This is a genomic window from Stenotrophomonas sp. 62841_Sma (assembly GCF_056482945.1).
The window spans coordinates 4,818,322-4,832,138 of sequence record NZ_CM151224.1 but is presented as its reverse complement, the minus strand read 5'-3'; the positions used below and the strand labels follow the sequence as shown (position 1 = coordinate 4,832,138).

Genomic DNA, 13,817 nt, shown 5'->3' with positions numbered 1-13,817 from the left:
GGCCAGCGGCCGGCACTACCGGTGATCCGGTTATTTCGCGATCAGCGCGTGGCGGCGGCTGTACAGGAAGTACAGCACCAGGCCGGCCAGGTTCCACAGCAGGAAGTACAGCTGGGTGCTGTGCGGCAGGCTGAGGAACAGGTAGATGCAGCCCAGCGCGGCCAGCGGACCGACCACGAAGGCCAGCGGGGTACGGAAGGTACGTTTGCGGTTCGGCTCGCGCAGGCGCAGCACCACCAGGCAGATGCCCACGGCGGTGAACGCGGCCAGGGTGCCGGCATTGGCCAGCGCCGCGATCTCGTCCAGGCGGGCCACACCGGCCAGCGCCGACACCACCACCGCGGTGAACAGCGTGGTCGCCACCGGCGTGCCGGTACGTGCGTTGACCTTGGACAGGCCACGCGGCAGCAGGCCATCGCGGCTCATCACGAAGAAGATGCGGCTCTGGCCGTACAGGAAGGCCAGCAGCACCGTCGGCAGCGCGATGATCGCGATCACGCCGATCACCATCGCCGCGGTCGGATGGCCCAGCTGGCGCATGATCAGGGCCAGCGGCTCGGCACTATGGCCGAACACCACGTAGCTCATCGCACCGACCGCGGCCAGCGCCACCAGCACGTAGACGATGGTGCAGCCGATCATCGAACCGATGATGCCGATCGACAGGTCGCGGCCTGGGTTCTTGGTTTCTTCGGCGGCGGTGGAGATCGCATCGAAGCCGTAGAAGGCGAAGAAGATGATCGCTGCCGCCGCCATTACGCCGTGTTCGACGCCATCAGGGCCCATCGACTTGGCAAAGCCATACGGCATGAACGGCTGCAGGTTGGCGCTGTCGAAGGCGGGCAGGGCCACGGCCACGAAGATGGCCAGCGCGATCAGCTTGAACACCACCAGGATGGCATTGAGGGTGGCGCTTTCCTTGGTGCCGGCCATCAGCATGCCGGCCACCAGCCAGGTGATGACGATCGCCGGCAGGTTGATCATGCCGCCTTCCACGTGCGGGCCGGCCGCCAGCCAGGCGGGCAGGTGCACGTTCCAGCCGAACTGGGTGTGGACCCATTCGAGGAAGCCGACGAAGTAGCCGGACCAGCCCACCGCCACGGTACTCACCACCAGTGAGTACTCCAGGATCAGGCTCCAGCCCACCACCCAGGCGAACACCTCGCCCAGCGCGCTGTAGCTGTAGGTGTAGGCACTGCCGGCGGCCGGCATCATCGTCGACAGCTCGGCGTAGGACAGTGCCGCGCAGGCGCAGACCGCACCGGCGATGGCGAAGGAGATCAGCACGGCCGGGCCGGCCAGGTTGGCACCGACGCCGATCAGCGTGTAGATGCCGGTACCGACGATGGCGCCGATGCCCAGCGCGATCAGGTGCGGCCAGCTGAGCGTCGGGATCAGGCGCCTGCCGGCTTCGTGGACGGTGACGGAATCTAGGGACTTGCGCCGGAACAGGGACATGCAGGCCTCGGAAGGGGTGACTAAGAACGACAAGTTCCCGAGTGTGACCGAACGCAGCGCAGCATTACCACTGACGGGGGTCATGCGAGGGTCAGATGCGTCACCGGCGCGGCTGTACTCCGAGCATTCTGCCGGAATCGGCACAAATGCTGGCAGGATTCGAAATGATTCGATCCCTCAAGGCGAGCCGGGAGGCGCTTGAAGCGTGAGAGCAGGGGCCAGATCGATGCTGACCCGCTGCGAATCAACCACTGGCGCCGCACCTTGGGTTCTCAACTGGGCCACCAGTACTTCGAAGCCCTGGGCGCGGCCGAACGCGTGCTCGTCCAGGGTCAACGGCAGCAGCTGCAGGAAGTCGAATCGTCCCGATGGCAGTTGCTGGGGTCCCGGGAAATGCAACGACGGAACGAAGACGGCCGCCTGCAGCATGCTCCCTGCGTGATCCACCGGCCCCCCCAGCTTCAGCCGGTCCCATGGCGCCAACGGATTGCCGGGCATGCGTGAGTGGCACAGCAGCAGGTGGTACGCGGTGAACCAGCGCAAGGTGGTCAGTGCCCAGGTCGCTTCTTCCTGCGTCTCAAGCATCAGTTCGATGCCCAACCCCGAATCGCCATCTTCGTGCCGCCCTTCCCAGGGGTTGGACAGGCCGGAGCTGACATAGATCCAGTGCCTTCGATCACCGTGCGGAGGGCAGGCATTGACGCCGACATGCAGCCAGCGCGGGTCGATCTGGTCCTGCTTGAAGACGTTGCGCAGCAGATCCATGTCGATCGGATAGATCCCCGGCCCGGTATCGCCGAACAACCGCCGGTACAGCGTCTCCTCCCGATATTCCCAGCTGCGCTCCAGCAGGGTGTCGTCGTCCATGGTGCTCACTCGGCCACCTTGCCGGGCCAGCGGCAGCCGTCTTCCTGCCAGGCCTCGACGTCATCGTGGAAGGTGGTGCGACGTCCGTCGCGGCTACGCTCGTAGCTCAGGTCCAGCACCAGCGCGCCCTGCGTGCTGAGCCGGTAGCGGCCGTTGAGGCGGCCGTTGATGCGCTCTTCCCAGACGCTGTCGAACTGGTAGGGGCGGTCTTCGGCCAGCACCGTGGTCTCCATCGAAACCTGCCGCAGCAGCAGGCGTTCGTGGTGCCCGGCGTAACGCACGTCGGCCTGGCCATCCTCCAGCCAGCGCCATTCCAGGTGGATGCTGTCGTTGCGACCGCCGCTCAGGCAGCGATGGTCCTGCGCGGTGCCGGCAGACGCAGTGCCGGCCAGCAGCAGCAAGGGCAGGGTGCAGCGAGCCAACCGGACCATCCACGCGCATCCATTCGAGAAGGGGGGCAGCATAGCGCGCCCTCCTTGCCACGGCCTCAGCCTCCGCGTGGCCGCAGGCGTGTACCGCCGCTCATCAGCATTCGCGGCAACGGCATCTGCAGGAAATCGTGCGGGAATGCCGGCGCGACCGCACTGATTGCATCGAGGCGGGCCAGCGCCTCGGCGGGAAGCGCCAGCTCCAGTGCGGCCAGGTTGTGCTCGAACTGCGCCAGGGTGCGGGCGCCGATGATCGGCAGCGCGCCCGCGCCGGGTCGCTGCAGCAGCCAGGCCAGCGCGACCTGGGCCGCCGAACATGAGAGATCGGCCGCGATCTTTGCAACTTCCCCGGCGATCTGCAGCGAACGCGGTGTCAACGCGCCATTGATCAGGGCCACGCTGCGGCGCGATCCGCCCGGCGTGGCCTGCAGCGTATCGGCGCTGGCCAGATCGGCCGTGCTGTACTTGCCGGTCAGCACGCCGCTGCCCAGCGGCGACCACGCCACCACGCCCAATCCCAGCGCGTCGGCCATCGGCAGCAGTTCGTGTTCGACGCTGCGCTGGATCAGGCTGTACTCGATCTGCAGCGCCACCAACGGCGACCAGCCGCGCAGGTCGGCCAGGGTCTGCATGCGCGCGATCTGCCAGGCCGGCGTATCGGAGATGCCGGCGTAGAGTACCTTGCCGCTGCGGACCAGGTCGTCGAAGCCCCGCATCACCTCGTCCACGCCGGTGGTGTCGTCCCAGGCGTGCAGGTACAGCAGATCCAGATAGTCGGTACCCAGCCGGCGCAGGCTGTCCTCCACCGAGCGCAGCATGCTCTTGCGATGGTTGCCGGCGTTGTTCGGGTCGCCGGGCATGGTGGCCAACGTGTACTTGCTGGCGATCACCAGCCGGTCGCGCTGGCCTTGCGCGAAGCGGCCGAGCAGGGTCTCGGCACTGCCATTGGTGTAGTTGTTTGCAGTATCGATGAAGTTGCCGCCCCGATCGACGTAACTGTCGAAGATGCGGCGGGCCTCGGCTTCGTCCGCACCCCAGCCCCAATCGGCGCCGAAGGTCATCGTGCCCAGTGCCATCGGGCTGATTCGCAGGCCGGAGCGGCCGAGCAGGCGGTAGTGGTCCAGCGACATGACAGGTTCCATCACAGGAGGGCGGGCATACCGCCGGGAGGCACAGCATCCGCCGCCCGATCCTGTGGATAAACTGGATGGAACCGGACTCACCATGAAGGTTGGCTTCACAATGAATCCCTCCGCACCGTTGTCGGCGGTGGTCGCCTTCGTCCACGTCGCCGACCATGCCAGCTTCACCCGCGCTGCCGATGCGCTGGGCATCTCCACCTCCGCGCTGTCACAGAGCGTGCGCGCGCTGGAAGCGCGGATGGGGGTGCGCCTGCTGCAACGAACCACGCGCCGGGTTGGCCTGACAGAACACGGTGCGCGCTTCCTCGAGCGTGTACGCGGCGGGCTGGAGCAGATCGAGTCGGCGTTCGCAGATCTCGACAGCGCGCGCGCGGTTCCTGCCGGCAAGCTGCGCATCACCCTGCCGAGGATCGTCGCCGAGCGCCGGGTGCTGCCGTCACTGCCCTCGTTCCTGGCGCGCTACCCGCAGGTGGATGTGGAGCTGTGCGTGGAGCCGGCGTTGACCGATCTGGTGGCCGAAGGCTTCGATGCCGGCATCCGCCTCGGCGAATCACTGGCGCGCGGCATGATCGCGGTACCGATCGGGCCGCCGGAACGGCAGGTGGTGGTGGCCACGCCCAGTTACTTCGCGCAGCACGGCATTCCGGCCAGCCCGCACGATCTGCAGGGCCACGCATGCATCGTCCACCGTCGTGCCAACGGCCGCTTGATGCCCTGGGAGTTCAGTCGCGATGGCCACGACATGGAAGTGGAGGTTGATGGGCGGCTGGTGTTCAACGATGCCGAACTGGCCTATGCCGCCGTGCTGGCCGGGCTCGGCATGGCGCAGGGGTTCGCGTCACTGGTGGCCAATGATCTGGCGGCAGGGCGCCTGCAGGCGGTGCTGCAGGACTGGCAACCGCCGTTCCCCGGTTTCCACCTGTATTTCCCCGCCCGCGAGCATATGGCGCCGAAGCTGCGGGTGTTCATTGATCACATGCGCGCGGAACTGCACGGCGGGTAGAGACCCGCCTCATGAACGCCGATGGCGCCAGCGCCGACCAAGGTCGGCGACTACCGGATCCCGCGCTCTGGTAGATGCCAACCTTGGTTGGCAGATGTAGCGCCGAGCCTGCTCGTCTGCGGTATCAGCCGTTCAGCCCCAACCGGATGCCGAACCCCACCAGGAACAGGCCGGCCACGCGGCGCAGCGCATCGCTGATTCGCGGGTGCTGGATCAGGCGGCGGCGGGCCAGGTTGCCCACGCCGATCAACATCGAGCAGTAGGCGATGCTGACCACCAGGATGATGCCCGCCAGCGCAGCGAAGGTGGCGATGCCCTGGTGTGCCTTCGGATCGATGAACAACGGCAGGAAGGCCATGTAGAACAGGATCGCCTTCGGGTTGAGCAGGCTGACCAGGATCGCCTGCTGGAAGTAGCGCCCCGGCTGCATGCGGATCGGGCCGGCGTCGCCGCCCTCGTGCTTCGGCGTGCGCAGCAGGCTGATGCCGACCCACACCAGGTAGGCCGCACCCAGGTACTGCACCGCGTGGAACACCAGCGGGTTGGCCTTGAGCAGCGCCGCCACGCCCGCCAACGCCAGCCACATCAGGATCTGATCGCCGACCAGCAGGCCGGCCAGCGCGGTATAGCCGCCACGCACGCCGCCACGGCCGGTGGCGGTCAGCAGCGTGAAGGTGCCGGGGCCGGGCAGGGCGAGAAACACCAGCACGGCGACCAGAAACGTCCACAGGTCCTGGATGCCCATCCACGGCATGGCGGCGTTCTCTTGTTACGGGGGGCCGCCATTGTCGGCCAGTGCCGCCGTTGGCGACAGGGGGCGGGTGAGGCCAGTGGGCATGCCAGACAGCAGCGGTTGCAGGTGCTGGCGCAGCTGCGCATGCAGTTGCCGTACCGCGGGCGAGAACTGCTTGCGGTGCGGGCATACCAGCTGCAGCGGGATGCTGCTGCCAACACCATCGAGCAGCAGCTGCAGGCGCCCGGCCAGCACGTCCTCGCGCAGGTCCAGCCAGGACTTGTAAGTGATGCCTTCGCCGGCCACGGCCCAGCGTCGCACTACATCGGCGTCGTCGCAGACCAGCGGACCGCGCACCGGAATCACGCTGCGACGCCCGTCGACCTCGAATGACCAGCGATCGTAGGCGCGGCCGTTGAGTTGATAGACCAGGCAGTCGTGCTCGCGCAGATCCTCCAGGCGGGTGGGCGTGCCACGCCGCTGCAGGTAGCCGGGCGAGGCGGCCAGCACGCGTCGATTGCCTTCCAGCAGCGGCAGGGCGACGTAGTTGGCGTCGTCGAAGTGGCCGATGCGGATGGCCACGTCGACCGGGTCGCGGAATACATCGGCCACCTCGTCGGACAGGCGCAGGTGCAGGCGCAGCCGCGGGTGCGCAGCTCGGAAGGCGCTCAGCCAGGGCAGCAGCAGGTTGCGGCCGAGGTCCGAGGGCGCCGACAGCTGCAGGGTGCCGTGCAGCTCGGTGTCCTCGCCCTGCACGCGGGCCTGTCCCTCGCGCAGGGTGGCCAGTACCTCCTGCGCATACGGCAGGTACAGCGCACCCTCGCCGGTGAGGCGCAGGCTGCGGGTGGTGCGCACGAACAGGCGCAGGTCCAGCTCGCGTTCCAGCCGCGCCACCGCCGCGGCGACCTGCCCGGGCAGCAGGTCGGCCTCGCGCGCCGCCTGCGAGAAGCTGCCCAGTGCGGCAGTGCGGACGAACAGCTGCAGATCGTCGAAGCGGATCATCTTCATTGCCAGAGTGAAAGTGCTGCCCGATTCTGCGCCTTTCTGCGGGAGCGCGTGCGGCGCAACCTGTCGCCTCCTTCCCCACTGGACCGCTGCCATGCGCGCCATTGCCTACACCCAAGCCGGCCTGCCGATCGATGATGCTCAGGCCCTGATCGACATCGAACTGGAGCTGCCGCAGCCCGGCCCGCGTGACCTGCGCGTGGCGGTACGTGCGGTGGCGGTGAACCCGGTCGACACCAAGGTCCGTCGCGGCGTGGCCACCGATGGCCCGCGCGTGCTGGGCTGGGATGCGGTCGGCATCGTCGACGCGGTGGGCAGCGAGGTGACCCTGTTCCAGCCTGGCGATGCGGTCTACTACGCCGGCGTCATCGATCGCCCGGGCAGCAATGCCGAGTACCAGCTGGTGGACGAACGCAGCGTCGGCCGCAAGCCGGCCAGTCTGGATGACGCCGCCGCCGCCGCGCTGCCACTGACCGCGATCACCGCCTGGGAGCTGTTGTTCGACCGCCTGAGAATTCCCGAGGGCGGCGGCGAAGGCCAGACCCTGCTGGTGATCGGCGCTGCCGGCGGTGTCGGTTCGATCCTGGTGCAGCTGGCGCGGAAGCTGACGAAACTGACGGTGATCGGCACCGCCTCGCGTCCGGATACCCAGGACTGGGCGTACGCAATGGGTGCACACCATGTGATCGACCACAGTCTGCCGCTGGCCGAGGGCCTGGCGCGGCTCGGCATCAGCGAGGTGCAGCACGTGGCCAGCCTGACCCACTCCGACCAGCACTACGCGCAGATCGTGGAACTGCTGGCGCCGCAGGGCCAGCTGGGCCTGATCGATGATCCCGGCCAGGTCGACGTGATGGCGCTCAAGCGCAAGGCGTTGTCATTGCACTGGGAGTCGATGTTCACCCGGCCGCTGTACAAGACCGCCGACATGCAGCGCCAGCATGACCTGTTGAACCGGGTGGCCGAGCTGATCGACACAGGCGTGCTGCAGACCACCCTGGGCGAGCATTTCGGGCGCATCGACGCGGCCAACCTGCGGCGTGCCCACGCGCTGCTGGAGAGCCACCGCGCCAAGGGCAAGATCGTGCTGGAAGGCTGGTAAGGCCCGGTTTTTCCTGTGGAGCCGAGCCTGCGCCCGGCTCTACAGCGTTTCATCCACGCATGGCGTGGATCAGCCGTGTCGACCCAGGTCGACACCTGCCAACAGCTGCGGAAGCCACTGCTCAGGCCACACCGTTGTCGACGTACTCGGCGAAACCGGGCTGCTGGCGTAGGCGTTCGAACCAGGCATCTACGTGTGCCAGTACCGGCTTGCTGCCCGGCGTGCTGCACCAGCGTTGGGTCGACAGCCCGAGCACGATGTCGGCCAGAGTGAAGGTGTTGCCCGCCACGTAGCCGTCGGTAGTGGCGAGCTGTGCATCAAGGACGCCCATCAGCCGGTTCCACTGCGCCAGGCTGGCCTCGGCACGGGCGTCATCCGGATAGTCCGGATGCTGGCGCACGCGTGCCATGAACACATGGCGCCATGCGCTGTTGAGGTCGCTGGCCTGCCAGTCCATCCACTGCTCCACCCGGGCCCGTGCCTGCGGCACCACCGGCAACAGGTCGTGGCGCCCGGCGCGCGCGGCCAGGTAGCGGCAGATGCTGTTGGATTCCCACAGCACGAAGCCGCCCTCGCGCAGCACCGGCACCTGTGCGTTCGGGTTCAGGCCGCGCAGCAGGTCGGCATCGGGTGCCGCATGGTGCCGCACCGCCAGGTCCAGCCCGGCACACAGCCACAGTACCTTGCGCACATTGATCGAGGTCGGCTTACCGTACAGTTCGAGCATGGCCTGACGCAGCGTTTGAGACGGGGCCAGCCTACACTGGTGGCATGAACATCGAATTTCTCATGATCCTGGCCGTGGCCCTGCTGCTGGCGACACTGGTGGCACTGGTCATCCTGCTGCGCCGTGGGGCAGGCGACGCGTCCTCGGGTGATCTGCACCAGCAGCTGATCAGTGAACGCGAACAGCACCGGTTGGCCCTGGTCGATGCCGGCCAGCTGCGAGGCCGTCTGGACGCGCTGACTGCGGAGCTGGAAAGCGAGCGTCTGCGGGGACTGCAACACGCCGAGGCCATTACCACGCTGACCACGCAGGTCGCGCGTGAGACTGCCGTGTCAGCCAGCCGCGAGGCACTTCTGGCAGAACGCGAATCGGCCTTGGCTCAGACACGCACGGCGCTGAACGAATCCAGCGCGGAACTGCAACAGGCACAGCAGCGCTATCAGCAGCTGCACGGCGAACATGCGCGCGCGCTGGCGAACCTGCAGCATTCGGAGCAAGCCAGCACGGAACTGCGAAGCTATCTGGAGACTGCGAAGGAAAAGCTTTCGGGCGCCTTTGCTGAACTGGCCGGCAAGGTCTTCGAGGAGCGCGGACAGCAGTTCGAAAAGAACGTGCGCCAGGCCACGGTGCAGTCGCGTGCGGATATCGAAGGTCTGCTGAAGCCGTTCGCCGACAAGCTGGGTGATTTCCGCACCCGGGTCGATACCCTGTATGGCGAGGAAGCCCGCCAGCGGGCCAGCCTGCTCGGCGCCGTGGGCGAATTGAAGACGCTGAACCAGGATATGGCCGCGCAAGCGTCCGCCCTGACCAATGCGCTGAAGGGCAGCGCCAAGGTCCGCGGCGACTGGGGCGAACTGATGCTCGACAACGTGCTGCGTGGGTCGGGTCTGGAAGAGGGCGTGCACTATCAGCGGCAGAAGCACGCCGTGGACGATGACGGCGCACGTCTGCGCCCGGACGTGGTCGTGCAGTTCCCTGACGAACGCAGCGTAGTGATCGATAGCAAGGTCAATCTGATCGCTTGGCAGGAGGCGATGAACGCTGCCACTCCGGAGGAATCCGAAGATGCGCTGCGCCGCCATGCCGTCGCGCTGCGCCAGCACGTCAAGGATCTCGGCGAAAAGAACTACCCCAAAGCACTTGGCACCGAGACGCTGGACATCACCATCGCCTTCGTTCCCATCGAAGGTGCATTGTCCGCCGCGCTGGGTGCCGATGGCAGCCTGCAGGCCTACGCCTTTGACAACCGCGTGGTGTTTGCTTCGCCCAATACGTTGATGGCCCTGCTGCGCGTGGCCGAGCGCCTGTGGACGCGCGACAAGGTGCAGAAACAGGCACTGAAGATCAGTGAGGCAGGCGGGTTGGTGCTGGACGCACTGACGGGCTTCCTGAAGGACTTCAGTGACATGGGCAAGAAGCTGGACGATGCTGGCAAGGCCTACGCCGATGCACGCAACCGTCTGATCGATTCGCCGCAGTCGGCCATCAGCCGTGCGCGTCGACTTGCCGAACTGGGCAGCAAGGCCAAGCGCGCGCTGCCGCCGGAGTTGACCCCGGATCCGATGCAGCAGCTGACTGCCCCGGAGGGCGGCGAAGAGACCTGAGTGCACTGACACACCACCTGCACCATGCAATGCGTATGCTGGTGGTCTCGATTACCGCCTGCAGGTCCGACCATGCGTCTGCGCTTCCTTGCCAGCCTGGCCCTGGCCGTCCTGTTGTCGGCCTGCAGCAGCACGCCGCCCGCCGCCGATGCGGCGGCACAGCCGGCGGCGGCAGACACGCCGGAAGCCACCGAGGCCTACCAGGAGGCGCGCGACGTCGACTGCCAGGCCGCCGGTGGCAGCCTGCAGCGGCTGGGCCGGCTGCAACGCGAGCAGTGCGTGATTCCCTATGCCGATGCCGGCAAGGCCTGCAGCCGCAAAAGCGACTGCACGGGCCAGTGCCTGGCCGGTCCCGAGGTGGGCGCTGGCAGCGCCGCTACCGGTACCTGCCAGCGCGATGTGCGCCAGAACTTCGGCTGCCGCCAGCGCATTGATGACGGCAAGGCGCAGGGCACGATCTGCGTGGACTGATCGTAGTGCCGGCCACTGGCCGGCAACCGCATGAACCCTTGCGAACGGTCGCACGATTGCCGGCCAGCGGCCGGCACTACCGCCATCGCGCGGCGCTATGCTGGTGGGCCATTCCCCGCTGTTGCCGGAGCCCCCGCGTGAGCACCCCGATCCAGGACATTTCCCTCACCACCATCGACGGCCAGCCGTCCTCGCTTGCCGACTACCAGGGCAAGGTACTGCTGCTGGTCAACGTCGCCTCCAAGTGCGGCCTGACCCCGCAGTACGAAGGCCTGCAGGCGCTGTATGCGGAAAAGCACGCGCAGGGTCTGGAAGTACTGGGCTTCCCCGCCAACAACTTCCTCGGCCAGGAGCCGGGCAGCGAGGCGGAGATCCAGCAGTTCTGCCAGCTCACCTACGACGTCAGCTTCCCGATGTTCTCCAAGATCAGCGTAGCCGGTGACGATACCCATCCGCTGTACCAGCAGCTGACCGCCGCCCAGCCGCAGTCGATCGGCGAAGGCCCGCTGCGTGAGCGCCTGGCCAGCAAGGAGATCCCGATCCACGCAGCACCGGCGGTGCTGTGGAACTTCGAGAAGTTCCTGGTTGGCCGCGACGGCAAGGTCATCGCGCGTTTCGCCCCGGACGTGGCTGCCGATGACGCGCGCCTGCGCGAGGCCATCGAGGCAGCGCTGGCAGCCTGAGGAAAGCGTGCCAACCAAGGTTGGCACCTACCGGAAAAGAAAAACCCCGCCGAGGCGGGGTTTTTCATGCGCTGCAGACCGGACTCAGTGCGTCCACTGCGGCATCGGCATCGCATCGACCGGGATCGGCGAATTGGCATCGTCGTGGCCACGGTCGCGCTTGCTGCGCAGATCGTTCTCGATCTGGTAGTTGCGGCGCTGCATCCACGCATCGCGTACCAGCGAGTACTCGTCCACGGCGGTGTCACGCAGGTCGTCGATTGCCAGCAGCTGCGCGCGGGTATCGACCAGCTGCATGCCCTGCAGGCCGATGCGGATCTTGTCCTCTTCGATGCGGCGGATCGGCGACAGCGGAATGTCACCGGCCAGGCCGAACACATCGCGCACGGTGCGAGGGCCGAAGAACGGCAGTTCCACGTAACGCGAACGACGCCAGCCCCAGGCACCCAGGGTCTGCCCGAAGTCCTCATTGCGACGCGGCACCATCGCCTTGCTGGCCGGATCGAACAGGCCGCCGATACCCAGCGTGCTGTTCATCAGGAAGCGGCCGAGGCTGTCCCACGCATCGGCACCGCGGCCCTGCAGCAGCTGGTTGGTGATGGTCACCGGTGCGCGCAGGTTGCTGAAGAAGTTGCTGACGCCGGTGCGGGCGAAGCGCGGCACCACGTGGGTGTAGGCCGTGGCCAGCGGGCGGGCGATGCCACGGTCAACCGCGTTGTTGAACGTGTGCACCTTGCGGTTGAACGGTTCCCACGGATCGTAGGCTGCCGCGCTGCCAGTGTTGCCGGCACCGCCGTAGAGGGCATCGAAGTCGTCGTCACCACCGGGGGCGGTCGCCGCCGCGGCCCTGGCCGCATCGGTGTCGGCGCTGCGGGCCGGTGCGGATGGCGGCGTGGCCGGCGCAGGTGCGGCAACCACGGCTGTTGCCGGTGCGGCATCGACCGTAGCGGTATCGGCGGTGGGGGCAGAGGCCTCGGCGATGGCGCTGGCCGGGACCACGGTGCTGGCTGCGGGCGCATCGCTGCGTGCGGGCTTGCCGGCGCAGGCGGTCAGGGCGGTGGCCAGGACGATCAGGGGGAAAGTGCGTACGACGTTCATGTCAGCTCGCAGCAGAAGTAGCGTTGAAATCCAGGTCGGGCGACAGCCGGTAGGCTGCGCTCAGCTCGTTGTAGCCGGCCGGCGCGCCGGAGACTGCCAGCGGGTGACCGCTCTTGCGCGCACGTGCGGCCAGCTCGGCCAGCAGCGCCAGGCCGGCGCTGTCCACGCGTTCGACCTCACCCAGCTCCAGCCGTGACAGCTTTGCCGGCAGGGCCTGCAGCTGCGGCCACAGTGCGATCACCGCGGCACGGTCGAGCACCCCGCGCAGGCGCAGGGTGTCGCCTTCCAGCAGCGCCAGTGCGTTACTTGCCATTGCCCGCGGGCCCGGCCTGCATGCTGCCGCTGTGCAGTTCGTTGGCCACCTGCTTGATGCCCTTCTGGCGCAGCGGGGTGTCGAACTGGTTGCGGAAGGTCTGCACGTAGGAAATGCCTTCGATGTTGACGTCGAAGATCTTCCACTGGCCGTTCACGTTGCGCATCCAGTACTCGACCGGGGTCGGTTCGTTGCCGGCGCGCACCAGTTCGGTGCTCACGCGCACGCCACGATTGCCCGGCAGCGGGCTTTCACCCTTCAGGCGGAAGCTCGGCTTGCCCTGGATGTTGAGCAGGGTGGAGCCGTAGCGCTGCATCAGGCTGTCGGCCATGGCATCGGCGAACAGCTTGATGTCGGCGTCGGAGGCGCCGCGGGCGTGCGGGCCCAGCACCAGGCGCGCGGCGTAGTCGCGGTCGAAGGTGCGGGTCAGCTCGCTGTCGATGTAGCTGCGCAGGCTGGCCGGGTTGCTGGTGAACTCGCTCTTGCGCTGCTGCAGCGTGGACAGGATGCGGCTGCTGGCATCGATCACCACCTTGCCGGCCTGGCTCTGCGTTGCGGCAGCGGCCGGCGCAGCGGCCTGGGCCTGGGCCAGGAACGGGGTGGCCGCCAGCAGCGCCGAGGCGAGCAGGGCCGGGATCAGTTTCATCTTCATGGTTGCGGTTCCGTTGCAGGCGCCTGCGCGCCATCGTTGGGCTTCTGAGCAGCGCCGCCACCGGCACCGCCACTGAACATGTACTTGCCGACCAGCTGGATCAGGTCCACCGCCGGCTGGGTGAAGACGATCTCGTCACCGGCCTTCAGCACGTCCGGATCACCGCCCGGCTGCAGACCGATATAGCTCTCGCCGAGCAAACCGCTGGTGAAGATGCCGGCCGAGGTGTCCGCCGGCAGGTCCTTGACCTTGCTGTCCATGCGCAGGGTGACGATCGATTCGAACTTCACCGGGTCCAGGTCGATCGAAGCGACCTGGCCGACAGTGACGCCGCCGATCTTCACCGGCGCCTGCTTGCGCAGCTGGCCGACCTGGGAGAAGCGTGCCTTCAGGTCGTAGCCTTCGCTGCCCCAGCTCCAGCGCTGGTTGGTCGAGGCCACGGCCAGCACCATCAGCGAGGCCAGGGCCAGCAGCAGGAAGGCGCCGACGGAAAATTCGAGTCTGGGACCGCGGATGGCCATGTGGATTACC

Annotated in this window: 16 protein-coding genes; 5 read left to right on the top strand and 11 right to left on the bottom strand. The window is 67.4% G+C overall.

Annotated features, from left to right (window positions below):
• Nucleotides 1-30: 30 nt before the first annotated feature.
• From ACZK5G_RS22425 to ACZK5G_RS22410, 4 genes are all read right to left on the bottom strand, one after another.
• The gene (locus ACZK5G_RS22425; protein ID WP_478464884.1) at nucleotides 31-1,458 is read right to left on the bottom strand and encodes an amino acid permease; all 1,428 of its coding nucleotides are present in this window, start codon (nucleotides 1,456-1,458) and stop codon (nucleotides 31-33) included.
• Between the two features lie 177 nt (nucleotides 1,459-1,635).
• Entirely contained in the window at nucleotides 1,636-2,325 is a 690-nt protein-coding gene (locus ACZK5G_RS22420) for a suppressor of fused domain protein (RefSeq protein WP_229301260.1), read from the bottom strand.
• 5 nt (nucleotides 2,326-2,330) lie between these two features.
• Nucleotides 2,331-2,756, bottom strand: coding sequence for a hypothetical protein (locus ACZK5G_RS22415; protein ID WP_478464882.1), 426 nt, complete (start codon nucleotides 2,754-2,756; stop codon nucleotides 2,331-2,333).
• Nucleotides 2,757-2,812: 56 nt separating this feature from the next.
• A complete protein-coding gene (locus ACZK5G_RS22410) occupies nucleotides 2,813-3,895 on the bottom strand; it encodes an aldo/keto reductase (RefSeq protein ID WP_478464881.1) in 1,083 nt (360 codons plus the stop codon).
• Between the two features lie 100 nt (nucleotides 3,896-3,995).
• On the opposite strand from ACZK5G_RS22410, the gene ACZK5G_RS22405 reads away from it, so the two are divergent.
• Nucleotides 3,996-4,898 (top strand): LysR family transcriptional regulator, encoded by a 903-nt coding sequence (locus ACZK5G_RS22405; protein ID WP_478464880.1) that lies wholly within the window; start codon nucleotides 3,996-3,998, stop codon nucleotides 4,896-4,898.
• 124 nt (nucleotides 4,899-5,022) lie between these two features.
• Here the strand turns inward: ACZK5G_RS22405 and leuE are convergent, their stop codons facing one another.
• A complete protein-coding gene (leuE, locus tag ACZK5G_RS22400) occupies nucleotides 5,023-5,652 on the bottom strand; it encodes a leucine efflux protein LeuE (protein WP_005411716.1) in 630 nt (209 codons plus the stop codon).
• Nucleotides 5,653-5,667: 15 nt separating this feature from the next.
• Nucleotides 5,668-6,639: a LysR family transcriptional regulator gene (locus ACZK5G_RS22395; RefSeq protein WP_121504956.1), complete on the bottom strand. Its 972-nt coding sequence runs from the start codon at nucleotides 6,637-6,639 to the stop codon at nucleotides 5,668-5,670.
• A 91-nt stretch (nucleotides 6,640-6,730) separates the two neighbouring features.
• Between ACZK5G_RS22395 and ACZK5G_RS22390 the strand changes: the two genes are divergently transcribed.
• Nucleotides 6,731-7,738, top strand: coding sequence for a zinc-binding alcohol dehydrogenase family protein (locus ACZK5G_RS22390; RefSeq protein ID WP_049420932.1), 1,008 nt, complete (start codon nucleotides 6,731-6,733; stop codon nucleotides 7,736-7,738).
• Nucleotides 7,739-7,859: 121 nt separating this feature from the next.
• Here the strand turns inward: ACZK5G_RS22390 and ACZK5G_RS22385 are convergent, their stop codons facing one another.
• A complete protein-coding gene (locus ACZK5G_RS22385) occupies nucleotides 7,860-8,465 on the bottom strand; it encodes a glutathione S-transferase family protein (RefSeq protein WP_478464878.1) in 606 nt (201 codons plus the stop codon).
• 44 nt (nucleotides 8,466-8,509) lie between these two features.
• Here ACZK5G_RS22385 and ACZK5G_RS22380 point away from each other — a divergent pair, with 44 nt between their 5' ends.
• The 3 genes from ACZK5G_RS22380 (at nucleotide 8,510) to ACZK5G_RS22370 (ending at nucleotide 11,223) form a co-directional block, all read left to right on the top strand.
• The gene (locus ACZK5G_RS22380; protein WP_032128491.1) at nucleotides 8,510-10,069 is read left to right on the top strand and encodes a DNA recombination protein RmuC; all 1,560 of its coding nucleotides are present in this window, start codon (nucleotides 8,510-8,512) and stop codon (nucleotides 10,067-10,069) included.
• Between the two features lie 72 nt (nucleotides 10,070-10,141).
• A complete protein-coding gene (locus tag ACZK5G_RS22375) occupies nucleotides 10,142-10,540 on the top strand; it encodes a hypothetical protein (RefSeq protein WP_032128490.1) in 399 nt (132 codons plus the stop codon).
• 137 nt (nucleotides 10,541-10,677) lie between these two features.
• Entirely contained in the window at nucleotides 10,678-11,223 is a 546-nt protein-coding gene (locus ACZK5G_RS22370; protein WP_010487473.1) for a glutathione peroxidase, read from the top strand.
• 84 nt (nucleotides 11,224-11,307) lie between these two features.
• Here the strand turns inward: ACZK5G_RS22370 and ACZK5G_RS22365 are convergent, their stop codons facing one another.
• The 4 genes from ACZK5G_RS22365 to mlaD are packed head-to-tail and all read right to left on the bottom strand — an operon-like array spanning nucleotide 11,308 to nucleotide 13,807.
• Complete coding sequence (locus tag ACZK5G_RS22365) at nucleotides 11,308-12,321, bottom strand: MlaA family lipoprotein (RefSeq protein WP_478464876.1); 1,014 nt, start codon at nucleotides 12,319-12,321, stop codon at nucleotides 11,308-11,310.
• 1 nt (nucleotide 12,322) lies between these two features.
• Nucleotides 12,323-12,634, bottom strand: a complete 312-nt coding sequence (locus ACZK5G_RS22360; protein WP_032128488.1) for an STAS domain-containing protein — start codon at nucleotides 12,632-12,634, stop codon at nucleotides 12,323-12,325.
• Nucleotides 12,624-13,286 (bottom strand): MlaC/ttg2D family ABC transporter substrate-binding protein, encoded by a 663-nt coding sequence (locus ACZK5G_RS22355; protein ID WP_010487479.1) that lies wholly within the window; start codon nucleotides 13,284-13,286, stop codon nucleotides 12,624-12,626. Before ACZK5G_RS22355 ends, ACZK5G_RS22360 begins: the two co-directional genes overlap by 11 nt.
• Complete coding sequence (mlaD, locus tag ACZK5G_RS22350) at nucleotides 13,283-13,807, bottom strand: outer membrane lipid asymmetry maintenance protein MlaD (protein WP_010487482.1); 525 nt, start codon at nucleotides 13,805-13,807, stop codon at nucleotides 13,283-13,285. Before mlaD ends, ACZK5G_RS22355 begins: the two co-directional genes overlap by 4 nt.
• Nucleotides 13,808-13,817 lie beyond the last annotated feature (10 nt).

Bases quoted from the DNA above. Each gene is read 5' to 3' on its own strand.
- ACZK5G_RS22425 (WP_478464884.1), bottom strand. From the start codon at position 1,458: ATGTCCCTGTTCCGGCGCAAGTCCCTAGATTCCGTCACCGTCCACGAA.
- ACZK5G_RS22420 (WP_229301260.1), bottom strand. From the start codon at position 2,325: ATGGACGACGACACCCTGCTGGAGCGCAGCTGGGAATATCGGGAGGAG.
- ACZK5G_RS22415 (WP_478464882.1), bottom strand. From the start codon at position 2,756: ATGGTCCGGTTGGCTCGCTGCACCCTGCCCTTGCTGCTGCTGGCCGGC.
- ACZK5G_RS22410 (WP_478464881.1), bottom strand. From the start codon at position 3,895: ATGGAACCTGTCATGTCGCTGGACCACTACCGCCTGCTCGGCCGCTCC.
- ACZK5G_RS22405 (WP_478464880.1), top strand. From the start codon at position 3,996: ATGAATCCCTCCGCACCGTTGTCGGCGGTGGTCGCCTTCGTCCACGTC.
- leuE (WP_005411716.1), bottom strand. From the start codon at position 5,652: ATGCCGTGGATGGGCATCCAGGACCTGTGGACGTTTCTGGTCGCCGTG.
- ACZK5G_RS22395 (WP_121504956.1), bottom strand. From the start codon at position 6,639: ATGAAGATGATCCGCTTCGACGATCTGCAGCTGTTCGTCCGCACTGCC.
- ACZK5G_RS22390 (WP_049420932.1), top strand. From the start codon at position 6,731: ATGCGCGCCATTGCCTACACCCAAGCCGGCCTGCCGATCGATGATGCT.
- ACZK5G_RS22385 (WP_478464878.1), bottom strand. From the start codon at position 8,465: ATGCTCGAACTGTACGGTAAGCCGACCTCGATCAATGTGCGCAAGGTA.
- ACZK5G_RS22380 (WP_032128491.1), top strand. From the start codon at position 8,510: ATGAACATCGAATTTCTCATGATCCTGGCCGTGGCCCTGCTGCTGGCG.
- ACZK5G_RS22375 (WP_032128490.1), top strand. From the start codon at position 10,142: ATGCGTCTGCGCTTCCTTGCCAGCCTGGCCCTGGCCGTCCTGTTGTCG.
- ACZK5G_RS22365 (WP_478464876.1), bottom strand. From the start codon at position 12,321: ATGAACGTCGTACGCACTTTCCCCCTGATCGTCCTGGCCACCGCCCTG.
- ACZK5G_RS22360 (WP_032128488.1), bottom strand. From the start codon at position 12,634: ATGGCAAGTAACGCACTGGCGCTGCTGGAAGGCGACACCCTGCGCCTG.
- ACZK5G_RS22355 (WP_010487479.1), bottom strand. From the start codon at position 13,286: ATGAAGATGAAACTGATCCCGGCCCTGCTCGCCTCGGCGCTGCTGGCG.
- mlaD (WP_010487482.1), bottom strand. From the start codon at position 13,807: ATGGCCATCCGCGGTCCCAGACTCGAATTTTCCGTCGGCGCCTTCCTG.